Source organism: Thermovenabulum gondwanense (assembly GCF_001601575.1).
Classification (GTDB): domain Bacteria; phylum Bacillota; class Thermosediminibacteria; order Thermosediminibacterales; family Thermosediminibacteraceae; genus Thermovenabulum; species Thermovenabulum gondwanense.
The window spans coordinates 84220-105710 of the sequence record NZ_LOHZ01000027.1 but is presented as its reverse complement, the minus strand read 5'-3'; the positions used below and the strand labels follow the sequence as shown (position 1 = coordinate 105710).

The 21491-nt window shown below is 40.6% G+C and carries 19 protein-coding genes; 3 read left to right on the top strand and 16 right to left on the bottom strand.

Features of this window, described 5'->3' with window-relative positions:
* Nucleotides 1–53: 53 nt before the first annotated feature.
* From ATZ99_RS05865 to ATZ99_RS05795, 15 genes are all read right to left on the bottom strand, one after another.
* Nucleotides 54–911, bottom strand: coding sequence for a YitT family protein (locus tag ATZ99_RS05865; RefSeq protein ID WP_068748303.1), 858 nt, complete (start codon nt 909–911; stop codon nt 54–56).
* Nucleotides 908–1645: a WecB/TagA/CpsF family glycosyltransferase gene (locus ATZ99_RS05860; RefSeq protein ID WP_068748302.1), complete on the bottom strand. Its 738-nt coding sequence runs from the start codon at nt 1643–1645 to the stop codon at nt 908–910. Before ATZ99_RS05860 ends, ATZ99_RS05865 begins: the two co-directional genes overlap by 4 nt.
* A 19-nt stretch (nt 1646–1664) precedes the next feature.
* Nucleotides 1665–2750 carry a polysaccharide pyruvyl transferase CsaB gene (gene csaB, locus ATZ99_RS05855; RefSeq protein WP_068748301.1) on the bottom strand — a complete coding sequence of 362 codons (1086 nt, stop codon included), beginning with the start codon at nt 2748–2750 and terminating at the stop codon, nt 1665–1667.
* Nucleotides 2747–4666, bottom strand: a complete 1920-nt coding sequence (locus tag ATZ99_RS05850; RefSeq protein ID WP_068748300.1) for a DUF5693 family protein — start codon at nt 4664–4666, stop codon at nt 2747–2749. The genes csaB and ATZ99_RS05850 overlap by 4 nt, the downstream gene beginning before the upstream one ends.
* 21 nt (nt 4667–4687) lie before the next feature.
* Nucleotides 4688–5131 (bottom strand): hypothetical protein, encoded by a 444-nt coding sequence (locus ATZ99_RS05845; RefSeq protein ID WP_068748299.1) that lies wholly within the window; start codon nt 5129–5131, stop codon nt 4688–4690.
* Between the two features lie 25 nt (nt 5132–5156).
* Nucleotides 5157–6258 (bottom strand): peptide chain release factor 2 gene (gene prfB / locus ATZ99_RS05840; protein WP_157074722.1). Its coding sequence is split into 2 segments (ribosomal slippage): nt 5157–6188 and nt 6190–6258, totalling 1101 coding nucleotides; the frame shifts between segments, so codons are not numbered across the junction.
* Nucleotides 6259–6273: 15 nt separating this feature from the next.
* Complete coding sequence (gene secA / locus ATZ99_RS05835; RefSeq protein ID WP_068748298.1) at nt 6274–8787, bottom strand: preprotein translocase subunit SecA; 2514 nt, start codon at nt 8785–8787, stop codon at nt 6274–6276.
* 80 nt (nt 8788–8867) lie between these two features.
* Nucleotides 8868–9434, bottom strand: coding sequence for a DUF5317 domain-containing protein (locus tag ATZ99_RS05830; protein ID WP_068748297.1), 567 nt, complete (start codon nt 9432–9434; stop codon nt 8868–8870).
* A gap of 2 nt (nt 9435–9436) precedes the next feature.
* Nucleotides 9437–10708 carry an HD-GYP domain-containing protein gene (locus tag ATZ99_RS05825; protein WP_068748296.1) on the bottom strand — a complete coding sequence of 424 codons (1272 nt, stop codon included), beginning with the start codon at nt 10706–10708 and terminating at the stop codon, nt 9437–9439.
* Nucleotides 10709–10979: 271 nt separating this feature from the next.
* Nucleotides 10980–11633, bottom strand: coding sequence for a hypothetical protein (locus ATZ99_RS05820; protein WP_068748295.1), 654 nt, complete (start codon nt 11631–11633; stop codon nt 10980–10982).
* 125 nt (nt 11634–11758) lie between these two features.
* A complete protein-coding gene (locus ATZ99_RS05815; RefSeq protein WP_068748294.1) occupies nt 11759–12463 on the bottom strand; it encodes an ABC transporter ATP-binding protein in 705 nt (234 codons plus the stop codon).
* Complete coding sequence (locus tag ATZ99_RS05810) at nt 12441–13184, bottom strand: ABC transporter ATP-binding protein (RefSeq protein ID WP_222927085.1); 744 nt, start codon at nt 13182–13184, stop codon at nt 12441–12443. The genes ATZ99_RS05815 and ATZ99_RS05810 overlap by 23 nt, the downstream gene beginning before the upstream one ends.
* Entirely contained in the window at nt 13159–14145 is a 987-nt protein-coding gene (locus tag ATZ99_RS05805; protein ID WP_068748293.1) for a branched-chain amino acid ABC transporter permease, read from the bottom strand. Before ATZ99_RS05805 ends, ATZ99_RS05810 begins: the two co-directional genes overlap by 26 nt.
* 31 nt (nt 14146–14176) lie before the next feature.
* Nucleotides 14177–15031 (bottom strand): branched-chain amino acid ABC transporter permease, encoded by an 855-nt coding sequence (locus tag ATZ99_RS05800; protein ID WP_068748292.1) that lies wholly within the window; start codon nt 15029–15031, stop codon nt 14177–14179.
* A 57-nt stretch (nt 15032–15088) separates the two neighbouring features.
* Entirely contained in the window at nt 15089–16372 is a 1284-nt protein-coding gene (locus ATZ99_RS05795) for an ABC transporter substrate-binding protein (protein WP_068748291.1), read from the bottom strand.
* A 456-nt stretch (nt 16373–16828) separates the two neighbouring features.
* On the opposite strand from ATZ99_RS05795, the gene ATZ99_RS05785 reads away from it, so the two are divergent.
* The 3 genes from ATZ99_RS05785 to ATZ99_RS05775 all read left to right on the top strand — a co-directional run bounded on the left by ATZ99_RS05785 (nt 16829) and on the right by ATZ99_RS05775 (nt 19752).
* Nucleotides 16829–17683, top strand: coding sequence for a prenyltransferase (locus ATZ99_RS05785; RefSeq protein ID WP_083947379.1), 855 nt, complete (start codon nt 16829–16831; stop codon nt 17681–17683).
* Nucleotides 17684–17811: 128 nt separating this feature from the next.
* Nucleotides 17812–18633 carry an FMN-binding protein gene (locus ATZ99_RS05780; RefSeq protein WP_068748288.1) on the top strand — a complete coding sequence of 274 codons (822 nt, stop codon included), beginning with the start codon at nt 17812–17814 and terminating at the stop codon, nt 18631–18633.
* Nucleotides 18634–18786: 153 nt separating this feature from the next.
* Complete coding sequence (locus ATZ99_RS05775; protein WP_068748287.1) at nt 18787–19752, top strand: polyprenyl synthetase family protein; 966 nt, start codon at nt 18787–18789, stop codon at nt 19750–19752.
* On the opposite strand, the gene ATZ99_RS05770 is transcribed toward ATZ99_RS05775, so the two are convergent.
* Nucleotides 19693–21465: an FAD-dependent oxidoreductase gene (locus tag ATZ99_RS05770; protein ID WP_068748286.1), complete on the bottom strand. Its 1773-nt coding sequence runs from the start codon at nt 21463–21465 to the stop codon at nt 19693–19695. The two genes, ATZ99_RS05775 and ATZ99_RS05770, sit on opposite strands and share 60 nt — an antisense overlap.
* Nucleotides 21466–21491 lie beyond the last annotated feature (26 nt).

Below are 21491 nucleotides of genomic sequence, written 5' to 3'. Positions count from 1 at the left end.
AAATTTTTTAAAAAAATATAAAAAACCCGCAAAAACATCAAATTTTTCGCGGGCTAAACAACCTCTTCTTTTTTATTGAAACTGAAACCTTCCCCCAGCACTTCGTGCACATCGTGCACAATGACAAAGGCCGTCGGGTCTACATCTTTTATTATTTTTTTCAACCGGGAGAGCTCCAAACGGGTAACCGCACACAATAGCACATTCCTGTTTTCTCCCGTATAAGCGCCGGTGCCTTTAAAAACGGTTACCCCTCTGTTCATTTCCTCTATTATTTTTTTAGCTATATCATCATTTTTATCAGAAATTATATACACAGCCTTTGCGTAATTAATGCCTTCCTGAACAAGGTCAATTACTTTGCTGCTAACATAAAGGGCAATCCAGGAATACATGGCCAGTTCCCAGTTAAATGCAACTCCGTCCAGCAAAATAACAAAAAAATCCACCAGGAGAATCCCCTGCCCTACGCTTACCGAAGGTAAAAAATGATTTATAAGCATTGCCGCAAGATCAGAACCACCGGTAGTAGCTCTCGTCCTGAAAACTATACCCAGCCCGGCTCCCAGAAGTATTCCGCCGTATACCGTTGCCAAAAGTAAATCCTTTGTAGGTACGGGAAAGTTTGCGGTGAGTTCGGTAAAAATTGAGAAAAGTATTGTGCCGACAATCGTTTTAAATCCGAAACTTCTTCCCAGGTATACTACCCCTGCTACAAATAAAGGAATGTTTAATATGAGCATCGTCCAGCCCACCGGCACGTGAAAAAGGTAATGAAGTACGGTGGCAAGGCCGCTAACACCACCCGCCGCCACCTTGTTGGGGACTAAGAACATGGTAAGGCCTAAGGAAGAGATGAAGCAACCCGCCGCAATCTGCAGGTAATCAAATAAGAGCTGCTTTTCTTTCACCTTTTACCCCTCTTTTCGGTAAATATTACCCTAAGTAAAAACAAAGGAAGTGCGGTCATCCTTTTAGCCCGGTAGGGCTCCTTAATCAGCCTGTAAAACCACTCAAGGCCTAATTTTTGCATAATATGAGGAGCCCTCTTTGTTCTGCCTGAAAGTACGTCTAAACTTCCTCCTACCCCCATCAGAAAACCGCAGCTCAGCTTGTCTTTGTTCCTGGAAATAAAAAGTTCCTGTTTTGGCGCACCCATGCCTGCAAAGACCATGTCGGGAGATTTTTTGTTTATCTCTTCAATAACATCCTCTTCTTCGCTTTCGGAGAAATAGCCGTGATGGGCACCGGAAGGGACTATACCGGGGAAATTTTTTTTAACGTTTGCCAGCGCTTCATCCGCAACCCCCGGTTTTCCTCCCAGAAAATATACGGAATACCCCTTTTTGTCGGCAATTTTTAAAAGCTCCACCATAAAATCAAATCCCGTAGTCCTCTGTTTAAGAGGGGTATTTATAATCCGGGAAGCCAGATACACCCCTATTCCATCGGGCAGAATAATATCCGCACGGCAAATGGCATCGTAAAGTTTTCTGTCTTTATTTGCGGAAATTACAATTTCCGCATTGGGCGTTACTATCCCTGCCGCTTTTTTTTCTTTTATAAAGGATTCCGCCTTTTTCAAGGCCTCCTCGTAAGTTATATTATCGAAAGGTACGTTTAAAATATTTATAATATCTCTCATTCTTACCCCCCGCAGCGGATTAAATGAGAATTTCTATAAGCTTTTTTACCGTTTCGCCTGCTCTTTTCTTTAAATTCAGAATACTTTCCCTTTCTTCTTTTGTTATGCCCTCTTTTAGCCTTATTATTGCCATTTCGTATATTTTTTCTCCCGAAATTTCTTTTGCGTCCATAAAAAAGGTATTCCCCGCCATTTTCATAAACCTATCTACTTTGGGATCATAGGAGATTCCTATCGTCGGAATAAAAAGGGCGCAAGCCATTATTAAAGAGTGTAATCTCATTCCCACGATAAGATTTAAATTTTTTAAAATGGAAAAAGCGCTAATCGGGTCAATATTTTCTTCAATAAGGTAAACATTGTTATTGTAAGTTTTTTGCATTACCTTTTTTGATATGTCCAGATCGGCGGGAAAATGATAGGGTATCAGCAAAAAATCGGCACCACCTTGAAAAATTTCTACAAAGCGCGAAACTTCCTCTATAATTTTTTCATTATCATCGTGGCTTCTTATGGATATACCAATTAATGGTTTTTTGAAATCCACGCCCTTTTTTAATAATATGTTTTTGCCGGCATCTTCGTCAATAGCCTCGGGTTCAATCCCTATAACGGGGTCCGCTGTAACCGTTATTTTCGATGGTGATAGTCCCAAATTCAGTAAATCCCTTTTGGAATCTTCATCTCTCAGAGTAATATAGTCCACTTTGTTCAGAATATACTTGGCAAGTTTTTTTGAAATATTCCTTTTTACAGGACCATAACCCTGGGCAAAAATAAACACCTTTTTCCCCAATTTTTTTGCAATATATATCACCGAAAGGTAGTATAAAAGGGAGAGGAAACTTGTAGCATCTTGAATCAAGCTTCCTCCGCCGCTTATCAGCACATCCGCTTCTTTAATGGCAGCAATCACATCTTTGAAATTATCCCTTTTTACCGAATTTACACCGTAGGTTTTTGAGGTATTCTCCGGGGAATTGGACAGCACGGTAATTTTTACACCCGGAATTTCCCTTTTAAGGTTCTCCAGGATAAAATAAAGTACCGCCTCATCGCCGAGATTATTGAATCCGTAGTACCCGGAAATTACTGCACCCTTCAATTTATCCACCTCTTGTACAAATTAGTGGAATAATCAACAAAAATGCAAAGCACAATTCCTATAATTATTCCGAAAGCCAGCCCCACAAAGGTCCTTAAAATAGATATCAAAAAAGGCGTGTGAATATGGGCGAAGGTATTTACCAAGGACACCTGCCCTATCGCTCCAAGAATCAAAAGGGGTAATTTTTTGTCATTGTAACCTAAGTGAAGCAAAAGCATCATAAAGGGATGCCCTACCAAAAATTCCTTTGTCCTGGGCCTTACCCCTATGACCCGGTCTAAAAGGTATCGGATTTTTATTTCCAGCGGGCTTACACCTACCGTTGATTCATTTCCGGTTCTGCTTAAATAAATAAGACCAACGGCCAAAAATACCAAAGTCAGGACCATATACTTTACCATAAGAGGCTCTTCCAGTAAAGACCTTACCTTTTTTACGGGGTTTTCCCTTCCCGAGAATAAATACACAAGGCATGTAGCCAGTACTACCGGAAGTAAATACGCAGCCTTTACCCCCGTAAACTGGTCTATCTTAACCATATATTCCGTAGATGAAAGCAATCCCGACATTATAAAGGCGCCGCACAGGGAACACACCGTTAAAAGGATAATTTTAACCGCTGCCCGGCTGATAGAAATTTTATTTCTGTTTAAGAGCACGAATATAGTCAATACTGGAAAAACTACCACCGAAGCCAGAGCCATCAACTTTAAAGCAAGAGCAGGTACGATAAATAGCAAGATAATCCATCCAAGGGTAAAACTTAAAAAAACAAAAATATGGTAACTGAATTTAATTTGCTTCAGTATCAGGGAAAAAGCAGCTATCGGCCCCATGCCCATTAGTAGCTGAAGCAGCCTTCCGGGATGGATATTATTATAAGGGCTCGGAATGGTATTTTCCCCGCTTTCCACTGTAAAACCCTGAGCCTTCAATTTTTGTACGGTTTTAGATATCACATCGGCATTTAGCTGAAGTTTCGCATTTTGCTCATCAACGGGAAGCATTTTATAATAAAGAATCCTGATATTTCTCTCCTTTGCTGCTAAGGTAAAACGGTCAATCATATTTTCCGGCGAAATGGATAAAAGCTCATTGTCCGCTACGGAGTGAAGCCTTATAACCCTGTTATTCAACAATTTTGCCAGTTTTTCGATGCCCGTCTGATTGTAAAATTCCACCGTTCCCAGGGATAAATTTTTATTTTTAAACTCATCCCCTATTTCCTTTAACTTATTAGTAAACCCTGGAATTTTCTTGTCGGAAAAAAGCACTGCGGTAATCATATCTGCGGAATTCGCCAGATCATTAAAAACGAATTTAATGGATTCATCGTTCACTAAGGGCCAGTTTTTTATCATTAATACCGTGTGAAGCCCCAAACTTTCAATATTCCTTATTTCTTCCCCATCAAAACCAACACCGGTATTCAGCAGGCTAATCAATGGAATATTTACCGCTATAGCGCTCTGCCCTTTAAAATTAAACACCTCTACCTTGCTTTTGCCGATTTTATATTTTAAATGATTAATCAGCCTTGCGCTCAATTTACCGTCGGAAGTCAATACATAACATTCATTTCCGTTAAAATAGTAGTTGCCTGCGTACCCCAGAGCTTTCATGCCCTGCCTGTTGGTTACAAACACCCTGCCGTCGTTGACCAGGTCCTGTACGGTATTTTCTTTGTAGAAGACAGAATTTGCCCCCCATTCCTTGAAAAGGCCGGCAGCTTCTTTTACGCTTATATTCTGCTCCTGAGCTGTGTTTTTTAAGTCCGTATAAGAAATGGCAAAATCCAAAATTTTATTTTTATTTTCCGCATTAATTCTGGGGATAAGGGCGAAAAAGGATAGCAGTACAGAAAATACAATAACAGCAATATAAATTTTTTTTGTTAAATCCTTTGTTTTCACACGAACCATCCCTTCAATAAACTACTTTTTCAGTATTTGATAACTCCCCTTCACCATTAAAACTAACCCGGTCTTAGCCTGTATTCCCCTGTTGTCATCCCTCGGGATAATCAAAAGATGGTTAGGTAATATCTTTTCTCCTTTTCTCAAATCCCTGCCATCGGTTATATCCGATATGCCCTGCCCCTGCTGGCTGTAGACAATTCCATTACCGCTTCTTAAAATTATTTCGGTGCCCATATCTCCGATAAGAATATCACCACTATTCAGGTTAACAACCACAAATTTATCAGCCTTTTGAACCTTCCCTTCAAAATAATTTTTCAAGTCTTCTGCCACCGAGTCCACATAGCTTTTTGTGACAAGAGGATCGGCTTCCGAACCGGGATCGTTTATAGCACCCTTGGCAATGATCGCGAAAACCAAAACGGCAAAAAAAGAAAGGGTAAAAAATACTTTCTTCATCCGGTATCCCCCATTTTTAAAATTTTCAACCTTCCTTATTCATTTTTAAATACGCAATAATAAAATCATCCAGCTCTCCATCCATAACGGCCTGTACATTTCCGACCTCCACATTCGTCCTGTGATCCTTTACGAGGCTGTAAGGATGGAAAACATAGGACCTTATCTGGCTCCCCCAGGCTATCTCCTTTTGCTCGCCTCTTAATTCGTTTATCTTTTTTTGCTGTTCTTCCCAGTAGAGGTTAAAAAGCTTTGCTTTTAGCAATTTCATAGCCGTATTGCGATTACTCTGCTGGGACCTCTCATTCTGACAGGTCACCACAATACCGGTGGGAATGTGTATTATCCTCACCGCTGATTCCGTTTTATTGACATACTGCCCTCCAGCTCCGCCCGACCTGAAGGTTTCAATTTTAATATCTTCGGGTTTTATTTCCACTTCTATATCATCATCAATTTCGGGTATGACATCCACCGAAGCAAAGGAAGTATGCCTTTTACCGGCAGCATCAAAAGGCGAAATCCTCACCAAACGATGAACACCGCTTTCGGATTTCAAATAGCCGTAAGCGTAAGGCCCTTCAACTAGAATTGTGGCACTTTTGATCCCCGCTTCATCCCCGGGAAGTATATCAAGCACTTTGACCCGGTAGCCCTTATCCTCTGCCCAGCGGGTGTACATCCTCAAAAGCATCTCCACCCAATCCTGAGCTTCGGTGCCCCCCGCTCCAGCGTGAAGGGAAAGTATCGCATTATTTTTATCGTATTTACCCCTTAAGAGCGATTTCAGCCTGAGCTTTTCAAATTCCTTTTTAAATTTTTCGGCATCCTGTAAAATTTCTTTTATTAATTCTTCTTCCTGTTCATCTTCGGCAAGTTCTATTAGAGAAAGCAAGTCCGCATACTCCCGGTAAAGTCCCTCGTAACTTTCCACCTTCTCCTTCAACATATTTAATCTCTGCATTACTTCCTGAGCTTTCTGAGGGTCATCCCAAAAGTCAGGCCTGTAGGTCTTTTCTTCTAAATTTTTTATCTCTTCCTTTAAAGCATCTATTTCAAAGAGCATCCCTCATCTCTTTAAATAACTCCTCGTATTCTCTCAATTCGATTTTCAGTTCATCCAGCATCCGATATACCTCCCTTTATGATTCATTTCTGCCGCAACATTTTTTATATTTTTTGCCGCTTCCGCAGGGGCAGGGGTCATTTCTTCCGACTTTTTTGCCCTTTCTTATCGGCATTTTCTTTTCTCCTTCATCCCCGTGGGAATACGTCACATTTCTTGCCACTTCTTTTCTTTGAAGAGGAGCTCCCAGCCTTATTCTGAATAGATACCTTAAGGTATCTTCCTTAATATTTTTTATCATCTCCTGGAACATCTCGAATCCTTCAATTTTGTACTCTATCAGCGGGTCCCTCTGGCCGTAAGCCCTGAGTCCAATGCCCTGCCTGAGCTGATCCATGGCATCAATATGGTCCATCCATTTCTGGTCTACCACCTTCAGCATTACCACTTTTTCTAACTCTCTTAAAGTATCGCTCCCTATTTCCTCCTCTTTTTTCTCGTAGGCTTTTTTAAGAAGGGAGATTAGCTCTTCCTTAATCTCCTCCCGGCTCTTTTGTTCAGGGTTCAGGCCGGCAAAGTCCACCTTTATCAGGAAAAGGTCGTAAAAATACTCCGAGAGCCCTTTTAAGTCCCACTCTTCGGGGTAGACTTCCTTTGCCGCATAGATATTTAAAAGTCCTTCCACCACGTCTTCCATCATTGAAAAGACGTTTTCCTTTAAATTTTCTCCATCTAAAATCTTCGCCCTCTCGGCATATATTATCTCCCTTTGCTTATTCATTACATCATCGTATTCCAAAAGATGCTTTCTTATATCGAAGTTTTTAGCTTCCACTTTTTTCTGGGCGTTCTCTATGGCTTTAGAAATCAAGGGATGCTCTATCGGCTGATCGTCTTCGATCCCCAGCCTGTCCATTAGGCCCTTTACATTGTCGGAACCGAAAAGCCTCATCAGGTCATCTTCCAAGGAAACGAAAAACCTCGAGGAACCCGGGTCACCCTGTCGGCCCGAACGGCCCCTTAACTGATTGTCAATTCTCCTTGCCTCATGCCTTTCCGTTCCGATAACGTGAAGTCCTCCGAGCTCTGCCACCCCTTCCCCCAGTACAATATCCGTTCCCCTTCCGGCCATATTGGTGGCAATGGTTACCGCACCTTTTTGGCCAGCCTTTGCTATAATTTCCGCTTCCTTTTCGTGATATTTGGCATTTAAAACCTGGTGGGGAATCCCCTTTTTCTTCAGCATCTCACTCAGTCTTTCGGATTTTTCAATGGAGACGGTACCCACCAGCACCGGCCTGCCTATCTTATAGCAATCCTCTATTTCCCTTACTACCGCTTCAAACTTGGCTTTTTCGGTTTTATATATTACATCCGGATGGTCCACCCTGATCATGGGTTTGTTGGTCGGTATAACAACCACATCTAAACCGTAAATCTTCCTGAATTCCTCTTCCTCGGTGGCAGCAGTGCCCGTCATGCCCGCCAATTTTTTGTACATTCTAAAATAATTCTGGAAGGTAATCATGGCGAGGGTTTTGCTCTCCCTCTCCACCTTTACACCTTCCTTTGCCTCGATAGCTTGATGCAGCCCTTCGCTGTAGCGCCTTCCGAACATGAGCCTGCCTGTAAACTCGTCTACAATGATGACCTGCCCGTCTTTAACCACATAGTCCCGGTCCCTCTTCATCAGATAATGAGCTTTGAGCGCCTGGTGAAAATGGTGCAAAAGCTCCATATTTTCTTCATCGTATAAATTTTCCACTCCTAAAAAATCTTCTGCCTTTTTTATCCCTTTTTCGGTGGGTATTACCGTATGGGCTTTTTCATCCACCGTGAAATCCTCTTCCGGCTTCAGCCTCGGAACGAACCTGGCAAATTTGTAGTATATATCCGTGGATTCATCGGACTGCCCCGAAATTATCAAAGGAGTCCTGGCTTCATCAATTAGAATGCTGTCCACCTCGTCTATAATTGCATAGTTCAGTTCCCTCTGTACCCGGTGTTCCCGGTAAAGAACCATGTTATCCCTCAGATAGTCGAAACCAAACTCATTATTGGTGCCATAGGTAATGTCTGCATTGTATGCCTTTTTTCTCTCCTCAAAATCCAATCCGTGGACGATAAGCCCCACTTCCAGCCCCAAAAACCTGTACACCTTACCCATCCATTCGCTATCCCTTTTTGCTAAATAATCGTTAACCGTTACCACGTGGACGCCATTACCGGTCAGGGCATTAAGGTAAGCAGGCATTGTAGCTACAAGGGTTTTCCCTTCGCCTGTCTTCATTTCCGCAATTCTACCCTGGTGAAGAACGATGCCTCCCAGTATCTGAACATCAAAGGGACGCATCCCCAGGGTCCTTTTGGCTGCCTCTCTCACCACGGCATAAGCCTCCGGTAAAAGCTCATCTAAGGTCTCTCCCTTTGATAACCTTTCTTTGAATTCAATAGTCTTTGCTGATAATTCTGTATCTGATAGGACCCTTATTTTTGGTTCCCAGTTGTTGACCTGCTCTACAATGGGCATTAATTTTTTAATTTCCTTTTCGTTGGTACTGCCAAAAATTTTTTTAAAGATATCAAACATTTTTTAAATGCCTCCTAAGTCAAAGTAAAAACCTAAAAATATAAGGGACCCCTTTTCAGGTTCCCTTTTCAGTTTATCTCTTAAATTTTATCACTTAAATATTGCTTTTTCAACATTCCCATCTGAATAAGCCAAAATACCCCTATACCCAAAAGAATATCTCCTATGCTTACTACCCTGGGCCTGGGATAAGGCGGCGGAAGGGGAATTACGTCCCCGAGCAAAATAAGCTTCGTCCAGGCATTTGCCGCAGTATGATAAAGGTAATCCTCGCTGAATAAAAGAGGTAATAAATCATTTAATTTTGCCATTTCTAAGGCCTTTAAAGATACGGGCATCTTGCCATTATTTGCCAGAATAACCATCGCATTCAAAAAAATGCCCAGAAAACAAATTAACATGGGTTTTAGATGAAAATTGGAAAACAGGACGTAAAGCATTAGACCGTAGGAAATGACCACGAAAAAAATGTTGTATTTTACCGCAAATAAATGAAGATCGCCTTTTAAATAAAAGGGGATGTACCTGATTACAAAAGAAAGAAAGATTAAATTTAAATTTTTTAGCGGGAGCTTGGCAAGGTTTAATATATTGCCGCCTCTTATAATTCCCACTATAATTGCAAGAACGATTACATCTACCAGCATCTTTAAACGCACTCCTTAAGTTCCTCACGTTTTTCCAGCACCCTCTTTAAAGCATCAACCACCTCTTCTTTAAATAATACCCCTTTATTTATTTCAATTTCCTTAAAGGCTTCTTGAGGGCTTAGCGCATTCCTGTACGGCCTATCCGTTGTAAGGGCATCGTAAACATCCGCCACCGCTATTATGGCCGCCCCAAGGGGGATTTCAGCTCCTTTTAATCCTTTAGGATAACCGCTTCCGTTTAACCTTTCGTGGTGGTGAAGGATAAAGAGGGATGCCTGGGAAAGAAAATCCACATTGTTGGTAATGCTCGCACCCTTCACCGGGTGTTCCTTTATTTTTGCAAATTCCTCATCGGAAAGTTTTCCGGGCTTATTTAATATGATTTCCGGTATTCCAATTTTCCCGATATCGTGGAGAATCGCCGCATAGTTCAAATTCTGTATCAAATCCTGGCTTAAATTAAGATCTTCCGCAATTGCCACCGCAAGCTTAGCTACCCTTTCTGAATGTCCCCTGGTATAGGGGTCTTTCGCTTCCAGAGCATTGGCAAGGGCTTTAATGGTGTCTAAGTAGGTTTTTCTCATATCCATGTAAAGTTTGAAGGAATGTCGGGCTACCAAGAGCGGTATTAAAAATAAGATTACTCCCAGTATGCCTACGTTAACGTAAATTATTGCCAATAGAACTCCTAAAAACCCCAGAGAAAAGTAGTTAGGTATTAGTTTAATGAATATATTTAAGAAATTAAAAAACATAGATTTAGAATATAATAAATATACTACCGTTAGAATCAGCCCGACATTAATAAAAAAGTATATAGCAATCATTAGTAGTATTTTTAAAAAATCGGAATAAATGTTGATATTACCTATACTTCCACCTAATTTTTCATATATAAATCCGGAAACACTTACCATTATAACAAATATACAAATATTTAAAATTGACTTGTATAAAGGCATAATTTTTATTCTTTTTAACTCGGTTGCGGTTACAGCTATAAATGCTATTATTGTGCTGAATTTAAAGCCGAATATTAAAATAGTAGCCGTATTAATTGCAAAACCAACCGTGATTTCAGTTTGATTTGGTAGAGTTACCGAAAGTAATTCTCCTAATATTAGCATGGTAGTAAATATTACCAATGATGATAATTTGCTTATATCATGCAAGGGAAAAGTAATAATAGAAATATATAAAAAATATAAAGCTATAGCAACTAATATCAAAAAATATATCCAAAAAAATTTAGAAACTTTTTTATCTCCCACTAAAAACCACCTGCTTTTTGCATTCAATTAACATGTTGTAATTTCTATTAAAAATAAAAGGGCCGACAGCTGGATATTTTTTTATGGCCCTAATTTTAAATTGGCGCCGCCGGCTAATACCAGGGCGAAAAGGGCAAGGATTATCTTAACAAGGGTGTCGTTAATTCTCATCAATTATAGCCTCCTCCTATCTACGGACTCTGCTCCTTCCGCTACCGGAGCAGGATATAATTTTCGCTTCGCTTAAAAAAATTAAATACTGTCGGCCCTTTTATTCGCAATTTTCGGAATTAATTATTATAAGTCTCCTGTTAATGGCATCAAGAGTAGCACGAGCAGTGGATTCGGGCTTGTCCTGTTTCAGCAATATAGAACCCAAAAAATACTCTTCCTGTCCGTTTATCGAGCTGGAAATGAGCACCGCAATAGCTTCTTTATCGGAAATTTTATAACTCATCACTTCTTCTAAGTTAAAAACATAATCCTTATTCAAAAATTTATGTACAGCATCCAACGTGGCCTGAGCGGATAATTTCATTAAATTTTTTAAGCTTATACCCCCCATAGCCTTCCCTTCGTATATGGCATTTTCCGGCCCAATAAGGCTAACCGTAACCTCGTAAGTTACACCGCTCTTTCTAACATCTATGCCGTTTACCTTCAACCTCAAATGAGACCTTGAAATTACTTCCTCTCCCACCTGAGCAATGCTTATCTTTTTGTGGTCTATGTTAGAACCAAAGCAGGCTATTAAAGCGGATTCAATGTCCCTGACTATCTGCTTCGGACTTCTGTTGGAATTTGCAAGAACGTGGATTTCGGAAATGCTGCCGTCAGAAGAAGTGTTAATCTTTACGGAAATTACATCCTTAATTTTTTTAATGATATCCTCATAACGCTTTATTTCTTCTCTTTCCGTTGTCATACCATCCCTCCATTTAGTATTTTTATGTATTCTACAAAATTACATAAAATTCCTGCAAAATTTACATATTTTATTAAAAAAGAAAATAAAAAACATAAAAAAATTACCCCTTTAAGGGGTATTTTTTACATTCCCATATACGCTTTTTTCACCATCTCGCTTTCCAAAAGCTCCCTGCCGGTTCCCTCCGCTACAATCCTTCCGGTCTGTAAAATATATCCTCTATCGGCCATCTCCAGAGCCTCCTGGACCTTTTGCTCCACCAGCAGTATTGTCATTCCCGCCCGGGAGATCTCCTTTAGTATTTCCAGGACCTTATCCACGAGGAGGGGCATCAATCCGAGGGACATCTCATCCACCAGGAGAATTTTGGGCCTGGACATAAGACTCCTTGCTATAGCCAGCATCTGCTGTTCTCCACCCGAAAGGGTTTCCGCTTTTTGATTTTCTCTTTCTTTCAATCGCGGAAAAATCTCGTATACCTCGTTTAAGGTTTTTTTCACCAGATTAGAGTCGGGAATTGTATAAGCTCCCAGCAAAAGATTATCGAGAACGCTTAATTTACCGAAAACCCTTCTGCCCTCAGGAACATGGGCGATCCCCAGCTTAACTATTTCATGGGCAGGCATTCGGTCAATCCTTTTCCCCATAAACTCTATTTCCCCCGAAAAGGGTTTTAACAGCCCGGAGATGGTTTTTAAAATTGTCGTCTTCCCCGCGCCGTTGGAGCCTACTATGGACACCAGCTCCTTTTCTTTTACCTCAAAAGAGACATCAAAAATTACAGGCACATTGTCATAACCGACATTAAGATTTTTTACTTTTAGCATGATATCTTTCCCCCAGATACGCTTTTATTACTTCCTCATTATTAACGATTTCCTGAGGAGGTCCTTCGGCAATCTTTCTGCCCGCATTTAAGACTATTACCCTGTCGGAAATAGGCATAATGGCTTCCATTATATGCTCCACGATAAGAAGGGTAATACCGCTTTCCCTGAGTTTCATGCAAATATCAACTGCCTGTTTAATTTCGGTCGAATTTAATCCCGCCATAACTTCATCCAGCATTACCATTTTTGGCTTCGTTGCCAGAATCCTTGCAAGCTCCAATCTTTTTTTGTCTACAATCGTAAGACTAGATGCAAGAAAATTTCTCTTATCATAAAGCTGGGTAAATTTTAAAACATCATCGGCGATTTCTTCCGCTTCCTTCCTGTCTTTGGCCTTTAAAAAGGCTCCCGTTAGCACATTATCCCTTACCGTCATCTCCTTGAGGGGTTTTACAATTTGAAAGGTTCGGGCAAGTCCGAGAGCAGTAATTTTATGCGGAGGCCAGCCGGTAATTTCGGTACCCTCAAAGTAAACCCTGCCCGAAAAGGGTTTATAAAACCCGGTAATACAGTTAAATAAGGTCGTTTTGCCCGCCCCGTTAGGGCCGATAAGGCTAACTATTTCTCCTTCCTTTACCTCAAAGCTCACATCTTCGTTGGCAATCAGATTCCCGAACTTCATTGTAACCTTATCAAGATAAAGCTTTGGCCTTTTCAATTACCGTTTCCCCCTTCCTGCTTTTTTGCTTTAACAATCCTATTATCCCGTTAGGTTCGTAGCAGGCAATAATGACTATCAGTGCTCCGAAAATAATCAGGTCAATCCCCTTACCCGTACCTCCAAGAAGAATTCGGGTATATTCCGAAAGGGGAATAAGTACCGCCGCCCCTATTATAGGGCCATATATACTTCCGATTCCTCCCAGGACGGTGAGTAAAACGATTTTCATAGAAATTTCCAGGGGGAACACCATAAAGGGGTCGATGTATAAAATATACTGGGCGTAAAGTGTCCCAAGCATTGCCGTAAAAGCTGCGCTTACCATCATCGCATAAAGTTTGTAAAGGGTGGTATTTATTCCAAGGGCCTCAGCAGCCTCATGGCTGTCTCTTATGGCTTTCAAGTAATACCCCATCCGGTTTTTTTCTATAAACTTCGCTGCAAAAACCACCGCAACGAAAAAGACATAGGCAATCAGAAAATAAGGTATTTTTGAAGAATGAAACTGAAAATTGATTATCCCTTCTTCAACTATGGGAATGGATATTCCCGTGGCACCTTCCACATAATCCCAGCTTACAAAAATCTGTTTTATTATTTCGGCAATGGCAAGGGTAGCAATGGCAAAATAATGCCCCTTTAATTTAAAACAGGGGTAACTTACCACAGCCGAAATTATTGATGCCAGAATTGCCCCGAAAATCATTCCCAGCCAGGGAGAAAGGTGAAATTTATAAAATAAAATGGTGGAAGTATAAGCCCCTATCCCGAAAAATGCCGCATGTCCAAAAGAGGTTTGACCCGCAAAACCCGTAATTATATTCCAGGACTCACCTAAGCCTGCAAATATTAAAAACAGAATTAAAATGTGTCGAAAGTTATTATTGGGATATATAAAAGGAAGTATAAATATAATAGTAAGAATTAACGCCAAAATATTTCCCCTGATCCTCTTCACGTCTCACCACCAGCCCCTTTCTTATTACCAATTACCATCCAAACAATCCCTTGGGTCTGAATTGAAGCACCAAAAGATAAAGTAGAAATACTACCGCGTACTTAAACTGGGTTCCCAGGAAAAATCCGCCCAGGCTTTCCGCAAGTCCTACTATTATTCCTCCCAGCAAAGCCCCCTGGATATTTCCAAAACCCCCGAAGGCAACAATTACAAAAGCAAGGAGGCTGTAAAGGGCTCCGGCTTCGGGATATACGGGGAAAAAGGTGGAAAGGAGCACCCCCGCGACTCCCACGCAAATGCCTGATATTCCGAAAGTAACCGCATATACCTTTTCAGTATCTATTCCCATTAGTTTCGCTGTATCCCTGTCCAATGCGGTTGCCTGAATTGCCATTCCCATTCTGGTTTTTTTAACAAAATAATAAATCAGTCCCGTCATTAATACACTGCCCAGGGCAGCCACCATTTGAGGCATACCTATTATAAGTGTTCCGAAAGCCATTTTTTTATCGGTTACGATTGACTCGGTAATGAACCTGTAATTGGGAGTCCACAAAAATTGCGCTAAATTTCTTATAAACAGGCTAAGACCAAAAGTTGCAAGCAGTGCAGTTAAACCGGGAGCATCCAGCACCTTTTTTATTATCATCTTATAGGTTAAAAAGCTTATGGCAAATATAAGGAAGGAAGCTAAAGGAAGGGTAACAAGAGGATCCCACTTTAAAAGAGCGTACATCCAGAAAGCGGTATACATAGAAATCATAAGAAATTCTCCATGGGCAAAATTTATTATGTCCATAACACCCCATATTAAGGTCAACCCAACCGCCACCAGAGAATAAACAAATCCGATCAATATTCCGCTCAGTATTACCTGGCCCAGCATGTTTCATCTCCTTTCCGGATTAACTTTAAGGGGGCTTTTAAAGCCCCCTTTTATCATTTACCTCTTATTCCATTCGGGGAAGGCGGGTATTGGCTGTTTTGTCTGGAAGTTTTCCGGCCATACGGCTTCGTAAATTCCGTTTTGTATCTGGGTCATTACGGAAGCTGAGTAAATATTCTGTCCATCTTCACCAAACTTTATCTTGCCGGACACAAAATACGGCGCACTGAATTCGGTGCTCTTTAAAACTTCCATTACTTTAGCAGGATCGGTAGTGCCGGCTTTGTTGATGGCTTCGGCAATCACCATGGCTGATGCAAAATCTTCCAGTGTAGGCCCGTCGATATCCACACCTGACTTTTTCTTGTAGATCTCGTTTATTTTTGCAAGGTCCGGCATCTTGCTGAACAGCGCGGAGGTAGTAGCATTGGGCCCGGCAAAATAGTCCGCATCCTTACCAAGATTTTTCACGAACTGCGGATCCTGATAACCACCGCAGTAGGAAAGTACGACCTTTGGCACTACATTTAATTCCTTGTACTTCTTAACAAACATGGTCATATCCCCTATATAGGAAGCATGGAAAATGGCGTCCGGTGCCGCTGCCTTGACCTTCTGCACTTCGGTATCCACATTGGATACATTGGCAGGGTATTTAACATCCAGTACCAATTCAAAACCGTCGTTCTTGTAATTTTCAATGGTTTTTTGCACCATCTGAAAAGCATGGACACCGTATTCATTGTCTATATAAACCACAGCGATCTTTTTGATGCCCGCGTTAAATTTCTCGTTCAAGTACTTCAAATAGTCAAAGAAAAATTTTGTTTCCATTCCATCGTGGGGCGCTATCCTGGTAAACCATTTTAAGCCCCTTTCCGTTAAAGCGGCCGAGCTGGAAGAACCGGCAACAAATGGAATCTGGAACCTTTCCGCCACCTGGCTGGCGGGCTTAGTGGCGGAGCTGTGATAACATCCGATCAAACCCACCACTTTTTCGTTCTGGATTAACCTTTCCGCCTCGGATTTTGCTATTTCCGGATTTGCCTGATGGTCGGCAAAGATAAATTTAATTTTCGCACCTTTCAGATTTGGGAGTCCTGCGGATTTTGCCAGTTCCATATTGATTTCCGGATGTTCCCCGTTAATTATTTCCTCCGCCGTTTCTATAGCATACTTTAGTTTTACTCCCGTTGCTGCGGCAGAACCCGTTAGAGGTAATATAGCTCCTATTTTAATCTCCTGCTGCTCTGCGGGTTTCTGCGCTTGCTGGGAGCATCCCGGGAGAATTAATGTGGCAATCAATAATAAGGCTACAATTACGGCTAATTTCTTCTTCACCCTTTATAACCTCCTTTTCAAATATTTTTTTATTTTTGCATTAAATAGTTAAATATATATATTATTAATTCTATAAATTTTGCAAAATACCTCTTTTTTGAGCAAATTTTTTTATTTTTACTATATTTTTCGCATATTGTGATATACTGTTTTGCTTCTTTGTATTCATATATATAAATATGCAATTATTTTTGTTTGTTATCTTTACTTCTGTTTCACGAGGAATCGTAATATAGAAATTTTGCAATAAAAAAAGAAAATATCGGCAGATATTGATTGTTATTAACGTCACATTCCTTTTTTCGTCCTTTGACATTTCCTTCATAATTGAAGTATGCTTAAAAAAAGTTAAAAAAATTTTTTTCGAAAGGGGGTTTTCGTATAAGAGACAATACTTTCTGGAAAGGTTTCTGGCAGCTTGCCGATCCAAAAATATGGATCGCCTCTACCGTTCCAATGGTAGTAGCCGCTTCATTAGCCTACAGCTTTGAAAGTAAATTCCATCTTTTCTGGTTCTTATTAAGCGCAGCAGGGGTATATCTCATAGAAATAGGTAAAAATGCCGTCAATGAAATCGTTGATTATATATCGGGAGTCGATACCTTTATACCAAAAGAAGAAAGGACACCCTTCAGCGGAGGTAAAAAAACCATTGTCGACGGACTGTTAACGGTAAAGGATGCACGAAATATAGCAATATTCACTTTTTTAGCCGCTGCGGCGGTTGGGCTAATCGTCTGGCATTTCCGGGAGCCGAAAATATTATACATAGGGCTTTGGGGAATGGCTCTGGCAGTTTTTTATAGTCTGCCGCCCTTTATGCTCTGCTACAGGGGACTCGGTGAACTGGCCGTTGGAATAGCCTTCGGTCCACTTGTGCTATGCGGAATGTATTTGGTTTTAGCCGGCAGCATAAGGTATGAAGCAATCATCGCTTCAGTGATTCTCGGTTTCTTAATAGCAAACGTCCTATGGGTAAATCAGTTTCCCGACTATGAAGCGGATAAAAAAGGAAACAAGAAAAACTGGGTAGTGAGGCTGGGAAAGGAGCGCTCCGTTACCATCTTCGCTTTACTTTTTGCCTTAGCTTATGTATCGGATATAATACTTGTCTTATACACAAAAAACCTTGTGTTTTTACTTCCTTTAATGTCACTACCTCTTTCGGTAAAGGCTGTTAAAGTTGCAAAAGAAAATTTAAATAATATTCCTAAATTCATAGAAGCCAACGCACTGACTGTCCAGATTTACCAGTTAACCGGAATCACTCTGGTAGCAGCTTCACTTATATCGAAGTTTATAATGCATTAAAACCTTGTGATAGTGATTATTAAAAATAATTTTTGCCAAACGAGGAGGATTTTTCTTATTTCCGTATAATATAATTAATAGATTAAAAATAAAAACTAATAATAAAAAGATTATGAGGAGGTTTTTCTATGAAAAAATTTATAGCTGCAGTATTATGCCTCTTAATTGTTGCATCGCTCTTAGCAGGTTGCTCATCTTCAAAACAAGGCCAACAGCAACAACAACAGCAGCAACAACAGCAGCAACAGCAAACGCCGCCTGCGCAGGAAGCTCTGAAAGACGGGGTTTACTATGCTGAAGCAAAGGATTTCGATTCTCATGGCTGGAAACCCATTGCCACCGTTATCGTAAAGAATGGAAAGATTACAAATGTATTTTTCGATTATATAAGCAAGGAAGGCAAATTAAAGACTTTTGATGCAGAGTACGCAAAAAATATGAAAGCAAAGACAAAAACAACCCCCCACGACGCCATTATGGCTTTAGAAGAATCATTGATAGCAAAACAGAAGGTTGATACTGTAGACGCTGTTTCCGGTGCTACCAGCACCTCCAACGACTTTAAAGCCATTGTGGCAGATGCCTTAAAAAATCAGGTAACTTCTCAGGGACAGTATAAAGATGGGCTTTACAAAGCCATGGAAAAAGATTTTGACAGCCACGGCTGGAAGGCAATGGTAGCGGTAATAGTAAAAGACGGAAAAATCACTTCTGTATTCTACGATGAAATCAATAAAGACGATAACACCAATTACAAACTCTCCAATGCAGAGTACGCAAAGAACATGGAAGCTCAGACAAAAACAACACCTGCAAAAGCCTACGAGGCTTTGAGCAAATCTCTCTTAGAAAAACAAGATCCAGCTACTGTTGATACAGTAAGCGGTGCAACGGGAACAACTCAAAAATTCAAGACCTTAGCTTCGGAAGCCCTGTCTCTTGCAAAATAAATCATTGAAAAGTAAAAAAATTGAAGGCATTTAAAATGCCTTCAATTTTTTTAGCAGAAATTCCCGACAATTTTTATTAAATTAGTTTGGGGACTTATGGCATATTTTATGATAAACTTAATTAGGAAACAATATAAAAAGAGAGGTCGTTGTATGTCAAAAACTGCCTATGAAATTATCAAAAATGAGCTAAAGGAAGTGGAATCGCTAATCAGAAATCAGTTTTCCGGAAATTTCGGACTTATTTCTCAAGCTATAAATAGTACTGTTTTAAGCGGGGGTAAGAGGTTAAGACCTGCCCTTTTACTTTTATGCGCTAAAGCAGGCAAAAACTACGATAAATCAAAAGCATTAAATTTGGCCTGTGCAGTTGAGCTTATTCATGCTGCCACTCTTATTCACGACGACATAGTGGATGACTCTAAATTCAGAAGAGGAATGCCAACTCTCCAATCCCTTTTCGGTAAAGATGCAGCAGTGTACGCCGGTGATTACGTCTTAATAAAAGCATTTAATTTTCTTTACTCAGTTAAGGATTTTGATATAATAAATTTATTTTCCAGGGTTATGGAAAAAATAGTTAAAGGCGAAATAAAACAAAAGGAAGATGTATTTAAAGTAATCTCCTTTACCGATTATTTTAAAAGAATAAAGAAAAAAACCGCCCTTCTTTTTGGGCTCAGCTGCGAAGTGGGAGGAATAATCGCCGGTACGGATAACGATAAAATAAGAGCCCTAAAAAATTTCGGTATAAATTTCGGCATAGCCTTTCAAATAATTGACGACATATTAGATTATACGGGAAACAGAGAAATCCTGGGGAAAAGCCCCGGAAATGATATAAAAGAAGGGGTAATTACTTTACCCCTTCTTTTAGCAATAGCGTCGCCCCATTATAAGGATTCGCTCCTTCAATTAATAGAGGGTATCAAGACCGGAGAAGATAACTCTTCCCGTATAGTAGAAATCGTTCTTGAATCAGGGGCTATAGAACGCTCTAAAGAATTTGCCAGAAGAATCCTTGAAAAATCTATAAGGAGCCTTAGCCCTATTGAGAATTTAACCGTTAAGAGTGCTCTGGAATCCCTTGCCCTGTCCTCCATTGAGCGTACCTTTTGATACAGGTCTTCCTCCCCTTAAAATCCTTTTACCGAATTTAATAAGGGCTGGTATGAGATATCTATCAATACCGAAGGAATGCCCTGCACCGGAGAAAAGAACAGCGATGGTAACCATGAAGAACCACATGTCACCGGAACCCGATATCATGAAGTTAATGAGCATAAAAAGCGATCCCAAAGATGCAAGGGTTGTAAAAAGCCCTAATATCAGGCAAATACCTATGGCCAGCTCCGAAAGAGTAATCAACGTCTGGAAGAACAGTGCATGGGGGAAAACAAATTTCTCCATAAAATGCACATACCATTCCGGCGTATTTGGGCCAATAGGGCTTGTTGATGCTCCTGCCACAAGTTTTGTTCCTTCCGCAAGCCAGCCCGAATGAACTTTTTCCAATCCCGACAGCAACCAGCGGTAGCCCAAGTAAATTCTTAATATAGCTACCCAGAATACACTTGTAGTAACACTCACATTGTCTATTATAAATGACCTGTCTCTGAGCTTTTCTACAAACTGTTTTTTGAAGTACTCTTTTACAAAACCGAGACCGCCCACCAGATACAGGTAGTGCATATCGGCTGCGTGTTTTATGAATTTAGCAGGAAAACCGGTTAATTTTCTGCCCATAACCTGCGCCACACAGTACCTATCTCCCAGAGATACCATATTGCCGTGCAGGTTAAGTTTCAACGGTTTTTTGGATTTTCCTGTAATATCGGCATATATGTTATAGGCTGCACATTCACCTGACTGCATAGCAGATTCTACCAGGGCAGGCATCACGCTCTTTTTCTCATCGGTATAGAAGGCTACGTCACCGATAGCGTATATACCCTTTTCGCTCGTCTCCATATATTCGTTTACGACAATCCTGCCTCTTCCACCCGTAGCGAGTCCCAGTTTTGAAGCAATACTGCTTCCTCTAACACCGCCCGTCCAGATTAATGTACGGGTTCTTATTTCTTCTCCCGATTTTAATATTACCTTGTCCTCTTCCACTTTAACAATCGGTGAATTTGTAAGTATCCTTACCTTATGCTTTTCCAAGTAATTTTTTGAAACATTAATTAATGAATCGTCCAGGTTTGGTAATATCTTGGGAAGGGCTTCCACTACCACCAAGGATACTTCTTCTTTGTTCACCTCGCCTTTTTTGGCCAATTCATCCACCCATTCTACCAGCTCTCCTATCATTTCGATACCGGTAAAGCCGCCACCACCCACTACAAAGGTAAGCAATTCTTTTCTCTTTTCGATATCCTTTTCCCTTTTGGCTTTTTCAAACATTTCTTCGATATGCTGCCTTATCTTTACTGCATCCTCATAGGACCACAGGGTAAAAGAGTTTTCCTGCATACCCGGTATATTGAAAAATTCAGGCTCGCTTCCGCAGGCTAAGAGAAGATAATCAAAACCGTATTCTCCCTTTTTGCCGATAAGCTTTTTGTTCTGCAAATCAAAATCTTTAATTTCGTCCACTATAAGTTCAACCTTTGTTTCTTCAAGAGCTATGTCCAAAGGATAACAGACTCCTTCGGGCTTTATTCTTTTGCCCGCTACTTCGTGGAGCTGCGTTAGGTAAACCTGATCCTTGCTTCGATTGATCAGATAAAGCTCCACTTCCTTGTGTTTTTTAAAAAGCTTGTTCAGGGTAAGTGCTGCCGTTAACCCCCCAAATCCACCACCCAGAACAACGATTTTTTTGGTGTGCATTAACATATCGCCTCCTGTTATTGTTT

Excerpts from the sequence above, each read along its gene's own strand:
- ATZ99_RS05780 (WP_068748288.1), top strand. The coding sequence starts at position 17,812 with ATGAAAAAATTTATAGCTGCAGTATTATGCCTCTTAATTGTTGCATCG.
- secA (WP_068748298.1), bottom strand. The coding sequence starts at position 8,787 with ATGTTTGATATCTTTAAAAAAATTTTTGGCAGTACCAACGAAAAGGAA.
- ATZ99_RS05785 (WP_083947379.1), top strand. The coding sequence starts at position 16,829 with ATGGTAGTAGCCGCTTCATTAGCCTACAGCTTTGAAAGTAAATTCCAT.
- ATZ99_RS05830 (WP_068748297.1), bottom strand. The coding sequence starts at position 9,434 with ATGCTGGTAGATGTAATCGTTCTTGCAATTATAGTGGGAATTATAAGA.
- ATZ99_RS05845 (WP_068748299.1), bottom strand. The coding sequence starts at position 5,131 with ATGAAGAAAGTATTTTTTACCCTTTCTTTTTTTGCCGTTTTGGTTTTC.
- ATZ99_RS05820 (WP_068748295.1), bottom strand. The coding sequence starts at position 11,633 with ATGACAACGGAAAGAGAAGAAATAAAGCGTTATGAGGATATCATTAAA.
- ATZ99_RS05770 (WP_068748286.1), bottom strand. The coding sequence starts at position 21,465 with ATGCACACCAAAAAAATCGTTGTTCTGGGTGGTGGATTTGGGGGGTTA.
- ATZ99_RS05815 (WP_068748294.1), bottom strand. The coding sequence starts at position 12,463 with ATGCTAAAAGTAAAAAATCTTAATGTCGGTTATGACAATGTGCCTGTA.
- ATZ99_RS05800 (WP_068748292.1), bottom strand. The coding sequence starts at position 15,031 with ATGCTGGGCCAGGTAATACTGAGCGGAATATTGATCGGATTTGTTTAT.
- ATZ99_RS05860 (WP_068748302.1), bottom strand. The coding sequence starts at position 1,645 with ATGAGAGATATTATAAATATTTTAAACGTACCTTTCGATAATATAACT.
- ATZ99_RS05775 (WP_068748287.1), top strand. The coding sequence starts at position 18,787 with ATGTCAAAAACTGCCTATGAAATTATCAAAAATGAGCTAAAGGAAGTG.